This window comes from Miniimonas sp. S16, assembly GCF_057748195.1.
The window spans coordinates 1,551,015-1,564,686 of record NZ_CM173242.1; the positions used below are offsets into that span (position 1 = coordinate 1,551,015).

Sequence of the window (13,672 nt, forward strand, 5' to 3'; positions counted from 1 at the left end):
CATGGCCAAGGTTCCTGCGCCCCTGCGCGGCGTGCAGCAGCAGGTCGGGCGCACCCTGACGAAGGCGCTCGGCCTCACCGAGCCGGTCTCGCTGCGCCGCACCGACCCCGACCACGTCGACGTGCCGCTCGCGAGCGGACCGGTGCTCGTGGTCGGGACCGGCCCCGACGCCGACGCCCTCGCGACCGCCCTGCTCGGCTGGGGCGTCGACGTGCGGCGGCACTCCCCGCAGGTCGGCGCGCCCGCGCAGCAGCGCTGGGGCGCCGTGGTCGCGGTGCTGACCGACCTCGAGTCGCCGGGCGAGGAGGCCGAGGCGGTGCTCGCCGTCGCCGGCGTGCTGCGCGACCTCGCGCGGTGCGCCCGGGTCGTCACGCTCTCGCGGCTGCCACGCCCCGACGACACCCCCGCCCGCTCCGCGGCCCGCGCCGGCGTGGAGGGCCTCGTTCGCTCGCTCGGCAAGGAGCTGCGCGCGGGCGCGACGGCGAACGGCCTCCAGCTCGCCGACGGCGTCGACGTCGCGGCGCCGGCCGTCCTCGGAGCGCTGCGCTTCCTCGTCTCGGCCCGGTCCGCGTTCGTGGACGGCCAGCTGCTGCCGATCACGTCCGACGGCGTGGCCCCCGCGGACTGGACGCGACCGCTCGAGGGGCTCGTCGCCGTCGTGACCGGTGCGGCACGCGGGATCGGCGCAGAGACGGTGCGCGTGCTCGCGCGCGACGGCGCCCACGTGCTCGGCGTCGACGTGCCGGCCGCGGGCGAGGGCCTGGCGCGCACGATGAACGCGGTGGGCGGCATCGCGCTGCAGCTCGACATCACGGCGCCCGACGCGGGGACGCGGATCCTGGACCGTGCCGAGCGCGCGTTCGGCGGGCTCGACGTGCTCGTGCACAACGCGGGCATCCTGCGGGACAAGCTGCTCGCGAACATGTCGCCCGAGCAGTGGACGAGCGTCGTGGGGGTCAACCTCGCGGCGCAGCTCGCGATCACGCAGACCCTCGCCGCGCGCGTGCCGGACCTCGTGCAGGTGTCGCTCGCCTCGACGTCGGGCATCGCGGGTAACCGCGGGCAGACCAACTACGGGTACTCCAAGGCGGGCGTGATCGGCGCGACGCAGGCGTGGGCGCCCGTGCTCGCGGCCGGCGGCGGGCGCGCCAACGCGGTGGCGCCAGGGTTCATCGAGACCGAGATGACGTCCTCGATCCCGGCCGTGCCGCGGGAGATCTCCCGCCGCGCGAGCTCGCTGGGACAGGGCGGCAAGCCCGTCGACGTGGCCGAGGCGATCGCGTTCCTCGCCTCGCCGCAGGCCGGCGGGGTCAACGGCGCCGTGCTGCGGGTGTGCGGGCAGAACCTGGTCGGGCGATGAGCGGCGAGACGCTCGACGGCGGCGCGTTCGACGGCGGGTCGACGGCCGGCGCCCCGACCCGCGTCGACCACCTCGCCGCGCTCCCGGCCACCGGGCCGCTGTACGCCGGCGCGCTCGCGCGGGCCGGTCGCGCGATGGTCGCGACCGCCTCGGTCGGGGAAGGTCTGCCCGACCGGGCGCTCCGCGTCGCCGACGTGCACCTGGACCGCGCCCGGCTGGACGCCTACTGCCGGCTGATCGGCGAGACCGCGGGCGAGGCAGCTCCCCCGGGCTTCGTCCACGTCACGCTCTTCCCGCTGCAGCTCGCGCTCATGGGCCGCGCGGACTTCCCGCTGCCGATGCTCGGCATGGTGCACGTCGCCAACCGCGTCGAGCAGCTGCGGGCCGTGCGCACCGACGACGCGCTCGTCGCCACCACGTGGGCGCGCGACCTCGTCGGCCGCCCCGTCGGCTCCGGCGACCGCCTGGGCACGCAGGTCGAGCTCGTCACCGAGGCGCGCGTCGGCCGGCCCGACGGCGAGCTCGTCTGGCAGGGCGTGTCGACCTACCTCGCCAAGGGCGTGCAGCTGCCCGACCTCGCGCTCCTCGACCGGCCCGAGCGCCCGGCCTTCAGCCCGCCCGTGCCCACCGGGGGATGGACGACGGCGAAGCTCACCTCGCGCGAGTACGCCACGGTCTCCGGGGACCGCAACCCCATCCACACCCACGCCCTTGCGGCGCGCGCGTTCGGGTTCCGCGGGACCATCGCTCACGGCATGGACACCGCTGCGCGGGCGCTCGCGGCCCTCGGCCCGCTGCGCGGCGAGGCGTTCACCTGGACGGCGGAGTTCGCTGCGCCCGTCCCGGTGCCCGGGCGGGTAGCGCTGCGGCTCGAGCGCGCGGAGGACCTCGACGTGACAGCCGGCGGCGTGCGGCCCGGCTGGTCGATGACCGCCTGGGACCCGCGCCGGGGAGCGCTGCACCTGCGCTCGGCGCTCGCGCTCGCCTGATCCGTCCCGGGCAGCCCTCCCTGAGCACCCGCCACCCGCGCCCGCATCTCACGATGCGAGACTCCTGGCGGTCCCTGTCCACCACTTTCGTCCACAGGGCTGTGCGCGACGGCGCAGTTCGGCGCCCCGCGGTGTGGAGAAGCTTGGGGACGCGCTGTGGACGCAGATCCGGTCCCCAAACCGGTTGCGGAGCGCCCCGGACGGGAGCACGCTCTCCCTACTCGCACAGCACCGAGGCTGATCGACCGGGAGACCGGACGAACGCGCAGGAGCTGGACGGGTCGGGTGAACCACCCCGCGCCGGTCCGCCGGAGCGAGACGGCTCACCCGAGGTGACCGACAGGTCGCCGAGCTCGGTGGGAGACCACCAGGACGCCCGACCCGCGTCCGGCTCGGCCGACACCGGACACCGCCCCGCGGTGCGGTGGGTCCTCGGACTCTCAGCACCTCCCGTCGCCGGGTCAGGGCGACGGACCGGGCGAACGACCCGCTTCGGCGGAACGTTCGAACCGCCGGACCGCACCTCACGGCGCGGACCCGCGGGACCGGACCCCGCGGCCCCAGGGCCAGCAGGGATCCGATCGCCGGTGCGGTACACGAAGGCCCCTCCGAACGCTATTCGGAGGGGCCTTCGGCTTGTCCGGGACCAGGCTCGCAAATGCGCCGGGGCGAGGTCCAGGAGGCGCGCCGGAGATCACACCCGGGGTCTGCGCCCGTCAGCGCCTGTCAGCGCGCCGCCGCGACAGTGATGGACCGCCGGTGGACGGCCAGGCCCATGACCGGACCGGGGTCCAGCATCGGGCCGGCTCGGTACGCTCGACGGGTGTCCTCCCCCGCGTCGCCGTCGACGCCTCGCGTGCTCCCGACCACCGACCAGCTCGTCGAGATCGTCGCGCCGCTAACCGCCGAGCGCGGCGCCGTGGTCGAGGTGACGCGACTGACCGGCGGGATGTTCGCCGTCGCGCACACGCTCGAGTTCGCGGACGGCTCGCGCGCCGTGATCAGGGTGAGCGACGCCGACCCGGCGCGGCTGTGCCGGTACGAGGTGGGCATCGCGCGGACCGAGGCCGAGACCTTCGAGGTGCTCGGCGAGCGCGGGTTGCCGGTCCCCGCGGTGCTCCTCACCGACTTCTCGCGGGAGCGGTTCGTGGCGGACGTCGTGGTGACCAGCCACCTGGCCGGTACCCCGTGGAACGTGGCCGGGCTCGACGAGGCGAGCGACGCCGTCGTGCGCCGCGAGCTGGGCGGGCTGATGGCGCGGCTGCACCGGGTCGGGGCGCCCGCGTTCGGCTACCCCGCGCCGGAGGCCGGGCTGCGCGCGGCGGACTGGCGCACCGCGTTCACGCTCATGGTCGAGGGCGTGCTCCAGGACGCCGCCGACACGGGCACCGAGGTGTCCGCGGACGCGGTTCGCGCGGCGCTCGCGCGGCACGGCGGGGCGCTCGACGTCGTGACCCGGGCGGCGATCGTGCACAACGACCTGTGGCCGGCCAACCTGTTCCTCGACGTCGGGAGCGACGCGGGCGGCGACGAGGGCAGCAGCGCGGCCGACGGCGAGCGCGAGCCGCGGATCGTCGGCCTCATCGACACCGAGCGCACCGTGTGGGGCGACCCGTTGCTCGACCTCGTCGGCGCCGACCAGTTCGGCCTGTGGCACGTCGACCCCGACCTGCTCGCCGGGAACACCGCCGCGGGCGGCGTGCTCGCGGCGGAGCTGGCCTCGCCCACCGGGGCCGCGCGGTTCGCCCTCTACCGGCTGTACTACTCCCTCGTGCTCGTCGCGGAGATCCCGATCCGCGGCTACGAGGGCGAGTGGGTGGCCGGGCACCGCTCGGCCGCCGAGGCGGTCCTCGCGGCCGCGCTCGACCTGGTCGCCGAGCCCGCGATCACCGCGCTGCCCGACGCCGAGCGGTAGCGGTCGGGCGGGTTCAGGCGGCCGCCTGCGGGCTGCCGCTGCCACCGCCGGCCGCACCGTGTCCGTGCCCGCCGTGGCCCCCGTGGACGCCCGGCACGGCCGCGGCCACGCGCTCGAGCAGGTCCTCGCGAACCACGCGGCGCAGCACCTTCCCGATCAGCGAGCGCGGCAGCTCGGGCAGGACCACCACGTCGCGCGGCACCGCGTAGCCCGCGAGCCGCGACGAGGCCCACTCCCGCACCTGCGCGAGGGTGAGGGTGGGCACCGAGCCGTCGAGCACGACGGCGGCCACCACCTTCTCCCCCAGGTCGCCCGCCGGCATGCCCACCACGGCGACGTCCGCGACCCCGGGCATCTGCCGGAGCCGGTCCTCGACCTGCGACGGGTACACCTTGAACCCGCCGGTCACGATCATCTCCTTGATGCGGTCCACGAGCGTGACGAACCCGTCCTCGCCCACGACGACGATGTCGCCGGTGCGCACCCAGTCGCCCTCGAGCAGCTGGTGCGCCGTCTCCTCAGGGCGGTTCCAGTACCCGGCGAACACCTGCGGACCCTGGATGAGCAGCTCACCGCGCTCGCCCTGGGGCACCTCCTCGAGCGTGTCCGGGTCGACGACCCGGATCGAGGTGGCCGGGAACGGGATGCCGAGCGCCCCCGGCCGCCGGGCCTCCGACGCCGGGTTGCCGAGCGCGACGGGGGCCGTCTCCGTCATGCCGTAGCCCTCGATGGCGTAGCCGCCGGTCGCGTCCTCCCATGCCGTCGCGGTCTCCGCCGGCAGGGGCATCGCGCCGGAGAAGGCGAACGAGAACGAGGTGAGGTCGACGCCCTGGGCGCGGGCCGCCGTCGTGAACCGGTCGATCATCGGCGGGACGGCGGGCAGGAACGTGCCCGGCCGGCGCTTCTGCGCGGCGATCATCGCGGCGGGGTCGAACTTCGGGAAGACGACGAGCGTGGCGCCCGTGCGCACGCCGTAGACGAGGCACAGCGTGAGCCCGAACGCGTGGAAGAACGGCAGCGCGCCGTACACGGTCTCGGTGCCGCCGCGCACGGCCGTCCACTCCTGGCACTGCGCGGCGTTGGCGACGAGGTTGCGGTGCAGCAGCACGGCGGCCTTCGGCGTGCCCGTGGTGCCGCCGGTGTACTGCAGGAGCGCGACGTCGTCGGGCGCAGGGTAGGGGTGCTCGGCACGCAGGGGCGTGGCGGCCAGGACGTCCTTCCAGCGCCGCACGCCGCGCGGGACCGGGCCGCGCAGGGCCGCGCGCTGCTCGCGGGCCGCGCGGATCGGCAGGCGCAGCGCGAGCCGGGAGGTCCGCGGCAGGTCGGCGGAGAGGTCGACGGCGATCACCGTCTCGAGCGCGCTGCACGCCTGGGCCTCGAGCGCGGCCGGCACGACCTTCTCCCACACGAGCGCGAACCGCGAGCCGGAGTCCGCGATCTGGTGCGTGAGCTCCTCGGTGGAGTACGTGGGGTTGTGCTCGACGACGATCGCCCCGATCCGCAGCACGGCGTAGAAGGCGACGACGTGCGTGGTGCAGTTGGGCAGCGCGATCGCGACGCGGTCGCCGGGCCGCACGCCCAGGTCCAGGAGGCCCTGGGCGGCGCGGGCGACGTCGGCGGCGAGCTCGGCGTACGTGCGGGTGTCGCCGAGGAAGTCCACGGCGATCCGGTCGGGCCAGCGGTAGGCCGCGTCACGCAGCTGGTCGGGGACGGACGTCGCGAGGACGTTGGGCCAGGAACCGGCCAGGTGCAGGGGTGGGAAGGTGGTGTCGCCGCTCACTACGTCAGCGTAACTTACGCAACCGTAGGTTTTCCTGTGAAGGAGGTCCCGCTCCGTGGCGTCGAGCGGACTCAGGCGGTGGCGAGAAGCGAGCTGATCGCGGACGTGAAGAACCGCAGCCCGTCGAGGCCCGACCGGGGGCCGGCGCTCGCGTCCGGGCCGAACCCGGGCTCGACGGCGTGCTCCGGGTGCGGCATGAGGCCCACCACGTTGCCGCGCTCGTTCGTGATCCCCGCGATGTCGCGGCGGGAGCCGTTCGGATTGCCGCCGACGTAGCGGAACACCACGCGCCCCTCGGCCTCGAGCTCGTCCAGCGTCCGCTCGTCCGCGACGTACTGGCCGTCCTGGTTCTTCAGCGGGATGACGATCTCCTCGCCCGCGGCGAACTGCGACGTCCACGCGGTGGCGGTGTTCTCCACGCGCAGACCCTGGTCCCGGCAGAGGAAGTGCAGGTGGTCGTTCTTGATCATCGAGCCGGGCAGCAGGTGCGACTCGGTCAGCATCTGGAAGCCGTTGCAGATCCCGAGCACTGGCAGACCGCCGCGCGCCGCGTCCACGACGGCGTTCATCGCCGGGGCGAACCGGGCGATCGCGCCGGCCCGCAGGTAGTCGCCGTAGGAGAACCCGCCCGGCAGCACGACGGCGTCCACGCCGTGGAGGTCGGGGTCGCCGTGCCACAGCGTGACGGGCGTGGCGCCCGCGAGCCGGACGGCGCGTGCCGCGTCGCGGTCGTCGAGCGTGCCGGGGAAGGTGATGACCCCGATCCGGGCGCCGGCGGCGGCGCCGCGCTCCACGGCTGGCTGCTGCGCCATCAGGCTTCCTCGGCGACGCGGACGACGTCCTCGATCACCGGGTTGGACAGCACGGTCTCCGCGGCGCGACGCACCTCGGCGAGCAGGTCCTCCGTCACCGGACCGTCCACCGTGAGCTCGAACCGCTTGCCCTGGCGGACCTGGCTGATGCCGGTGAAGCCGAGCCGGGGCAGCGCCCCGTTCACCGCCTTGCCCTGGGGGTCCAGGATCTCGGGCTTGGGCATGACCTCGACGACGATGCGCGGCATGGTTCGCTTCCGACGGAGCAAAGGGGGCGGCTCCGATCGTACCGGGCGCGCTGGGCCGAGACACCTGTGCACACAGCCGCGCGGCCACGCGACGCGGTGACAAGATGGCCCCATGAGCGTGAGCCCCGAGGACCCGCAGGCGCCTGCCGTTCCGCCGCCGCCCGCCCGCTCGATCTGGGCAGCCCCGCTGCCCACGCCGTCGGAGCCCGAAGCGGCGTCGGAGCCGGAAGAGGCGTCGGATCCCGAAGCGGCGTCGGAGCTGGACGCGGCGTCGGAGCCGGAAGAGGCGTCGGATCCCGAGGCGGCGTCCGCTTCTGACGAGCCCGCCGCGCCGGCCGAGGTGACCGAGTCCTCGTGGGGTGAACCGCAGACGTCCGAGCCGGTCGACACCACGCTGCCAATCGACGCCGTCCGCCCGCAGGGCGAGGCCGTCGAGGCGGAGCCGGCGCCCGCGCCGGAGGTGGAGACCCAGCCCTGGCCGACGCCGGAGCCCGCCCCTGCTCCCGCTGCGGAGGAGGAGTCTGCGCCGGCGTCCGAGTCGCAGGCCGCCTTTGAGCCGGAGCCGGCCCCTGAAGCAGAGCCCGCTCCCGAGCCCACCCCCGAGCCCGAACCCGAGCCCACGCCCGAGCCCACCCCTGAGCCCGAGCCCACCCCCGAGCCCGAGCCCACCCCTGAGCCCGAGCCGGCTCCCGAGCCCGAGCCGGCACCCGAGCCCGAGCCGGCGCCCACGCCGATCCTCGACCCGGCGCCGAGCCAGGCGCCCTCGTGGTACCCCGCTCCCCCGGCGCCGCCCGAGCCCACCCCGGCCCCGCCGCTCTCCCGTGAGGAGCAGCTGCTCGCGGCCGCCGTCGCTCCGCTCCCCGCCCTCGCGGCCGGCGCCGCCGCCCGCGGCGTGGACTGGCAGTCCGCGAACGTCGAGTGGTCGCAGTCCGGCCCGCAGCACTCCGGCCGGGCGTACCTCACGTCGTCGAACGCCGGCATCGTCCGCCTGGACCTGCCCGACGAGACGGTCGCGGCGCTCGCCCAGCTCCGCGCGGAGCTCGCCACCCCCGAGCGCGGTGCGTGGCTGTCCGCGCTCGTCGGCGTCACGCCCGACGGCGGCCGCACCGTCACGTACGAGTGGGACGCGCGCCCGTACTGGAACGCCACCGGCGTGCGCATGGTGCCGCAGGCTGCGGACGCGGTGCCCGCCGTCGCGATTCCCGACGACGAGCAGTGGCTCGCCGACCTGCAGACCTACCCCCGCTCGCCCGAGCACCTGCCGGAGTGGCTGCGGAACTCGACCGCGAACCCGGGCGCGGCGTTCGCCGAGCTCGCGCGCCGCTTCGAGCAGGTCGGCTACCCGCGTGAGGCCGTGGTGCTGCCCGGCGTCGCGGGCGACGGCCAGACCCCGCTCGAGGGCGCGATGGAGGTGCGCCAGAGCGGCGCCCGTCGGTACGAGATCGGTGTACGGGACTACGGCACGTTCGAGCCGTTCGCGTCCGTGCCCACCGAGCGCGAGGCGTGCGAGTGGCTGTGGAGCTACCTGTCCGCGGCCCCGCCCGTGGCGACGGCCGTGCCCCGCTACGACCTCGAGCAGCGCTCGGCCTCCTACCGACCCGCCTACGCGCAGCTGTACGCGCAGCTGCAGGCGGGCGGCGGCGCGACCCTCACGGTGCTGCCGCCCGGCGTGGCGCTGGACCGGATCGGCGCGCTCGACGGCGTGTTCCTGTTCCCCTGGGCGACGCCGATGCCGAACCGCTCGTTGCCGCCCGTGACGAGCAGCAACGCGCGGCTGTACCAGTTCGTGACGATGCAGCCGCTGCACGTCGAGGCCGAGATCGTCCAGCCCTGGTTCGGTCAGCCCGGCGGCTCGCTGCGGTTCCGGATCGCGGCGGACAACACCGGCGTGCGCCAACTCCTGCGTGGCGGCCAGCTCGTCGAGGTGACCGTCGGTCCCTGACCGAGGCTCCGCCGTCGAGACCGGGCACGGTCGCCGCCGGTCGGCGACGGCACGTGGCCGCGCGCGACCCACCGCGGCGGGCGGCGTCAGACCCAGCGCCGCCCGGTGAGCCGCGCGTAGGCCTCCACGTACCGCGCCCGCGTGCGCTCGACGACGTCGTCGGGCAGGGCCGGTGGTGGCGCGTCGGACGCGCGGTCCCACCCGGACGCGGGCGACGTGAGCCAGTCGCGCACGAACTGCTTGTCGAAGCTCGCCTGACTGCCGCCGGGCCGCCAGGTCGCGGCGTCCCAGAAGCGCGAGGAGTCGGGCGTGAGCACCTCGTCGCCGAGCACGAGGTCCGGACCGTGCGGGTCGGCGCCGAGCTCGATCTTCGTGTCCGCGAGCACGATGCCGCGGTCCGCCGCGATCTCCTCGGCGCGCGTGTAGAGCGCGAGGGTGGTCGCGCGCAGGCGGTGCGCGACGTCGTCGCCCACCATCTCGACCACGCGCTCGAAGGTGACGTTCTCGTCGTGCTCGCCCATCGCGGCCTTCGCGGCCGGCGTGAACAGGGGCGCCGGCAGCGGCGAGCCGTCCACCAGGCCCTCGGGCAACGGCAGCCCGCACACCGAGCGGCTCTCCCGGTACTCGACCAGGCCCGAGCCCGTGAGGTAGCCGCGCGCCACGCACTCCACCGGGTACATCTCGAGCCGCCGGCACACCATGGCGCGCCCGGCGACCGACTCGGGCACGTCGAGCGAGACGAGGTGGTGCGGCACGACGTCGGCCAGCCGCTCGAACCACCACACCGACAGCGCGGTGAGGATCGCGCCCTTGTCCGGGATCGGGGTCGAGAGCACGTGGTCGTACGCGGAGATGCGGTCGCTCGCGACCACGAGGACGACGTCGTCGCCCCAGTCCGGGTTGTCGGGCGTCGGCACGTAGAGCTCGCGGACCTTGCCCGCGGCGACGTGCCGCCATCCCGGGAGGGGTGCGTTCGCCGTCGTGCCTCCCGCCGCGCTCGGGCCGGTGGCGGAGGGGTCGACGGCCGGCTGGCCGGCGGGGCTGGGCGCGCTGGGCTGGCTCACGCGGGAAGTCTCGCAGAGCCCGGGCCCGCGCGTCGCGCCACGAGCACCGTGGCCACCGCCAGCGCGAGGCAGAGCAGGAACGCGGCCGCGAACGAGGTGCGGCCCGAGCCCACCGAGGCGAACACGAGACCCGTCACGGCGGTGATCGCGGACCCGCCCACGGCGTCGGAGATCGACAGCGCCGAGGAGTTCAGGCCCTGGTCGCGCGGCGTGGAGTACGCGAGCACGAGGGTGGACAGCCGCGGCATCGCGAGCCCCATCCCGATCCCGCCCACGAGCCACCCGACCAGGGCGCCGGGCACGCCGAGGTCCGCGAGCGCCGTCGTGATCTGGATCGCGACGCCGGCGGTGACGAAGCACGCCCCGGCGACCAGCAGCCGGCCCGACGCGACGCGCCCGCCGAGCCGCGCCTGCGTCATCGAGCCGAGGAACCACGCGATCGCGCCGACGGTCAGCACGAGGCCCGCGTTGCCGGGCGTGAGCCCGTACTCACGCTGCAGCATCAGCGGGAGATACACCTCGGTGCCGAAGTACGCAGCGGCGAGCGTGCCGCGCGCCAGCACGGTCGCGGGCAGGCCGCGCCCGGCGAGCAGCGTGCGCGGCGGGAGCAGCGGACGCACCGCGAGGGCCACGACGGCGAGCCCGCCCGCCGCGAGCAGCCACGCCACCGGCGAGGGCAGCAGCTCGGACGTGCTGCCCGTACCGACCAGTGCGAGCGCGACGACGACGGCGAGCAGGACGGCGAGGACGGTGCTCGGGGCGTTCCAGCCGGGGGTGGGGTCGGGGGTCGCTGCTGCGTCGGCGTCGGCGTCGGCGGCGGGTGCTGCCGGGGCGTCGGGGGCGAGCTCGGCGGCGGCGCTCGCACCGACCGCGGCGCCCTCCGGCGGGACGCCGAGCACTGCGGGCCGGGAGTCGTCCGTCGGCGTGCCCTGCGCTCCGGACGGGCCGGTCGCGGCCGCGCTCTCCGCCGCGCGCTCGGCCTCGATCTCGCGCAGGCTGCGCAGCACGGGCAGGAGCAGCGCGAGCGCGGGCACGATGAGCAGCGCGACGCCGAGGAACACCCAGTGCCAGCTCCACACGTCGGCGATGACCCCGGCGAGCAGCGGCCCGATCATCGACGGGAGCACCCAGCCCGCGGAGAACAGCCCGAACACGCGGGGGTGCAGCGGCGTGGGGAACGCGCGCGCGACGAGCACGTAGAGCGTCACGGTGATCGCGCCGGAGCCGAGTCCCTGGAGGAAGCGGCCGAGCACGAGCACCGGCATCTGCTCGGCGGTGCCGGCGACCACGAGCCCGACCACGAACACTCCTGTCGCGGTGACGAGCGGCAGCGCGGGTCCACTGCGGTCGCTCCACCGGCCCGAGACCACCATGGCGATGACCGACGCCGCGAGCGTCGCCGAGAACGCCACGCTGTACAGCCGCGCGCCGTCGAGGTCCTCGGCGACCACAGGCATCACGGTCGTGACCGCCATCGCCTCGAACGCCGCGAGCAGGACGAGCGCGAGGGAGCCGAGACTCGTCCAGCGCAGCCGGGGGTCCCACAGGGACGTCGGCGCGGGCCGACGCCCCGCCGAAGGTGCGGCTGCCCCGGGGCTGCCGCTCGCCGTCGTGCCGCCCGTCATGCGTGCCGTCCCTCCTGGCCCACCTCGCGCGCGCCGACCATCCATCGTGCCACCGGCGCACCGGAGTCGCGCAGGCGCGAGACGCCCCGGCGCACGCGCGCGCTCCTCGGGCAGAATGGCGACCATGACTGAGGCTGTGGCTGACATCGGAGTGACCGGTCTTGCGGTGATGGGCTCGAACCTGGCCCGGAACCTGGCGCGCAACGGGTACACCGTCGCGCTGCACAACCGCTCGTGGTCCAAGACCGCCGCGCTGCTCGAGGCGCACGGGTCCGACGGCGAGTTCGTCGCGAGCGAGTCCGTCGCCGACTTCGTGGCCTCGCTCAAGCGGCCGCGGACCGTCCTCATCATGGTGAAGGCCGGTGCGGCGACCGACGCGGTCATCGAGGAGCTGACGCAGCACCTCGAGCCCGGCGACATCATCGTCGACGGCGGCAACGCGCACTTCCCGGACACGATCCGCCGCGAGAAGGACCTGTCCGCGCGCGGGTTCCACTTCGTCGGCACCGGGGTCTCCGGTGGCGAGGAGGGGGCGCTGAACGGCCCGGCGATCATGCCCGGCGGCACCCGCGAGGCCTACGACACCCTCGGCCCGATGCTCGAGAAGATCTCCGCGCACGTGGATGGCGTGCCCTGCTGCACCTACATCGGCCCGGACGGCGCGGGGCACTACGTGAAGATGGTGCACAACGGCATCGAGTACGCCGACATGCAGCTCATCGCCGAGGCATACGACCTGCTGCGCACCGCGCTCGGGCTGTCCGCGGCGGAGATCGGGGAGATCTTCGCCGACTGGAACACGGGCGACCTCGAGTCCTACCTCATCGAGATCACCGCGACCGTCCTCGCGCACACGGACGCCGAGACGGGCAAGGCGTTCGTCGACGTGGTGGCCGACCAGGCCGAGCAGAAGGGCACCGGCCGCTGGACGGTGCAGTCCGCGCTCGACCTCGGGGTCCCCATCACGGGCATCGCCGAGGCGACGTTCGCCCGGGCGCTGTCCGGCTCCGTGCCGCAGCGCGAGGCGGCGCGGGCCGCCGACCTCGCCGCCGCGACCGCCGGCTGGGACGTGCCCGACCGCGACGCGTTCATCGAGGACGTGCGCCGCGCGCTGTACGCCTCCAAGGTGGTGGCCTACTCGCAGGGGTTCGGCCAGATCGCCGCCGCCTCCGCCGAGCACGGCTGGGACGTGGACCGCGGCGCGTGCGCGCGGATCTGGCGCGGCGGCTGCATCATCCGCGCCCGCTTCCTCAACCGGATCACCGAGGCCTACGAGCGCGACGCGAACCTCCCGCTGCTCATCGCCGACGAGTACTTCGCGTCCGCCGTGTCGAACGGCGTGGAGTCGTGGCGCCGCGTGGTGTCCCAGGCCGCGCTCAACGGCGTGCCGGTGCCGGCGTTTGCGTCGTCGCTCGCGTACTACGACGGCGTGCGGGCCGAGCACCTGCCAGCCGCGCTCATCCAGGCGCAGCGCGACTTCTTCGGCGCGCACACCTACCACCGGGTGGACAAGGACGGCGTGTTCCACACCGAGTGGTCGGCCGACCGCAGCGAGACCCAGCAGTCCTGAGGCCGCTCGGCCGGGCCCGGTTCCGCGCGGCGGGGCCGGGCCCGCTTCACGTCGGGAGGGCCGGAGCCCGCGCTGGGAGGGGGCCATCCAGCGCAATCGGGCCCGCATCGAGGGCGATCTCGCGGTCTGTCGGTGCACTTTGACTGGTCGCCCGTGCGCTCTGACTGGTCAGATCCCCGACGCGCCTCCAGCCATGGCGCTGACCTGCGCAAACGCTCAGCGGACTCGGGCCGAATGCGATCCGGCCAGTCAAAGTGACGCGGCCACCAGTCAAAGTGTCAGAGAGCTCGGCGGCGGCGGCTGGGGATCACGCCAGACGCCCTCCGGGGACGGAGAACGGACGTCTCCGGGACCGACCAGAGGACGC

General features: G+C 75.1%; 10 protein-coding genes. 5 read left to right on the forward strand and 5 right to left on the reverse strand.

Annotation, left to right across the window (positions count from 1 at the left end):
- The first annotated feature begins 1 nt into the window (after window position 1).
- From AC3AQ1_RS06755 to AC3AQ1_RS06765, 3 genes are all read left to right on the forward strand, one after another.
- Window positions 2-1,360: a 3-oxoacyl-ACP reductase gene (locus AC3AQ1_RS06755; RefSeq protein WP_108718353.1), complete on the forward strand. Its 1,359-nt coding sequence runs from the start codon at window positions 2-4 to the stop codon at window positions 1,358-1,360.
- The gene (locus AC3AQ1_RS06760) at window positions 1,357-2,349 is read left to right on the forward strand and encodes a MaoC/PaaZ C-terminal domain-containing protein (protein ID WP_234417859.1); all 993 of its coding nucleotides are present in this window, start codon (window positions 1,357-1,359) and stop codon (window positions 2,347-2,349) included. Before AC3AQ1_RS06755 ends, AC3AQ1_RS06760 begins: the two co-directional genes overlap by 4 nt.
- A gap of 823 nt (window positions 2,350-3,172) precedes the next feature.
- Entirely contained in the window at window positions 3,173-4,264 is a 1,092-nt protein-coding gene (locus AC3AQ1_RS06765; protein WP_159096421.1) for a phosphotransferase family protein, read from the forward strand.
- A gap of 13 nt (window positions 4,265-4,277) precedes the next feature.
- On the opposite strand, the gene AC3AQ1_RS06770 is transcribed toward AC3AQ1_RS06765, so the two are convergent.
- The 3 genes from AC3AQ1_RS06770 to purS all read right to left on the reverse strand — a co-directional run bounded on the left by AC3AQ1_RS06770 (window position 4,278) and on the right by purS (window position 7,104).
- A complete protein-coding gene (locus tag AC3AQ1_RS06770) occupies window positions 4,278-6,044 on the reverse strand; it encodes an AMP-binding protein (RefSeq protein WP_108718355.1) in 1,767 nt (588 codons plus the stop codon).
- A 71-nt stretch (window positions 6,045-6,115) separates the two neighbouring features.
- Window positions 6,116-6,856, reverse strand: coding sequence for a phosphoribosylformylglycinamidine synthase subunit PurQ (purQ, locus tag AC3AQ1_RS06775; RefSeq protein WP_108718356.1), 741 nt, complete (start codon window positions 6,854-6,856; stop codon window positions 6,116-6,118).
- Window positions 6,856-7,104 (reverse strand): phosphoribosylformylglycinamidine synthase subunit PurS, encoded by a 249-nt coding sequence (gene purS, locus AC3AQ1_RS06780; RefSeq protein ID WP_108718357.1) that lies wholly within the window; start codon window positions 7,102-7,104, stop codon window positions 6,856-6,858. Before purS ends, purQ begins: the two co-directional genes overlap by 1 nt.
- Before the next feature lie 112 nt (window positions 7,105-7,216).
- On the opposite strand from purS, the gene AC3AQ1_RS06785 reads away from it, so the two are divergent.
- Window positions 7,217-9,046 (forward strand): TNT domain-containing protein, encoded by a 1,830-nt coding sequence (locus AC3AQ1_RS06785; RefSeq protein WP_159096422.1) that lies wholly within the window; start codon window positions 7,217-7,219, stop codon window positions 9,044-9,046.
- An 86-nt stretch (window positions 9,047-9,132) separates the two neighbouring features.
- On the opposite strand, the gene AC3AQ1_RS06790 is transcribed toward AC3AQ1_RS06785, so the two are convergent.
- Complete coding sequence (locus AC3AQ1_RS06790; protein ID WP_108718360.1) at window positions 9,133-10,110, reverse strand: phosphoribosylaminoimidazolesuccinocarboxamide synthase; 978 nt, start codon at window positions 10,108-10,110, stop codon at window positions 9,133-9,135.
- Window positions 10,107-11,735 (reverse strand): MFS transporter, encoded by a 1,629-nt coding sequence (locus AC3AQ1_RS06795; protein ID WP_108718361.1) that lies wholly within the window; start codon window positions 11,733-11,735, stop codon window positions 10,107-10,109. The genes AC3AQ1_RS06790 and AC3AQ1_RS06795 overlap by 4 nt, the downstream gene beginning before the upstream one ends.
- 115 nt (window positions 11,736-11,850) lie before the next feature.
- On the opposite strand from AC3AQ1_RS06795, the gene gndA reads away from it, so the two are divergent.
- On the forward strand, window positions 11,851-13,305 hold the full coding sequence (gene gndA / locus AC3AQ1_RS06800) for an NADP-dependent phosphogluconate dehydrogenase (protein WP_199916548.1): 1,455 nt from the start codon (window positions 11,851-11,853) through the stop codon (window positions 13,303-13,305).
- The last annotated feature ends 367 nt before the right edge of the window (window positions 13,306-13,672 follow it).

Excerpts from the sequence above, each read along its gene's own strand:
- AC3AQ1_RS06755 (WP_108718353.1), top strand. The coding sequence starts at position 2 with ATGGCCAAGGTTCCTGCGCCCCTGCGCGGCGTGCAGCAGCAGGTCGGG.
- AC3AQ1_RS06760 (WP_234417859.1), top strand. The coding sequence starts at position 1,357 with ATGAGCGGCGAGACGCTCGACGGCGGCGCGTTCGACGGCGGGTCGACG.
- purQ (WP_108718356.1), bottom strand. The coding sequence starts at position 6,856 with ATGGCGCAGCAGCCAGCCGTGGAGCGCGGCGCCGCCGCCGGCGCCCGG.
- purS (WP_108718357.1), bottom strand. The coding sequence starts at position 7,104 with ATGCCGCGCATCGTCGTCGAGGTCATGCCCAAGCCCGAGATCCTGGAC.
- AC3AQ1_RS06785 (WP_159096422.1), top strand. The coding sequence starts at position 7,217 with ATGAGCGTGAGCCCCGAGGACCCGCAGGCGCCTGCCGTTCCGCCGCCG.
- AC3AQ1_RS06795 (WP_108718361.1), bottom strand. The coding sequence starts at position 11,735 with ATGACGGGCGGCACGACGGCGAGCGGCAGCCCCGGGGCAGCCGCACCT.
- gndA (WP_199916548.1), top strand. The coding sequence starts at position 11,851 with ATGGCGACCATGACTGAGGCTGTGGCTGACATCGGAGTGACCGGTCTT.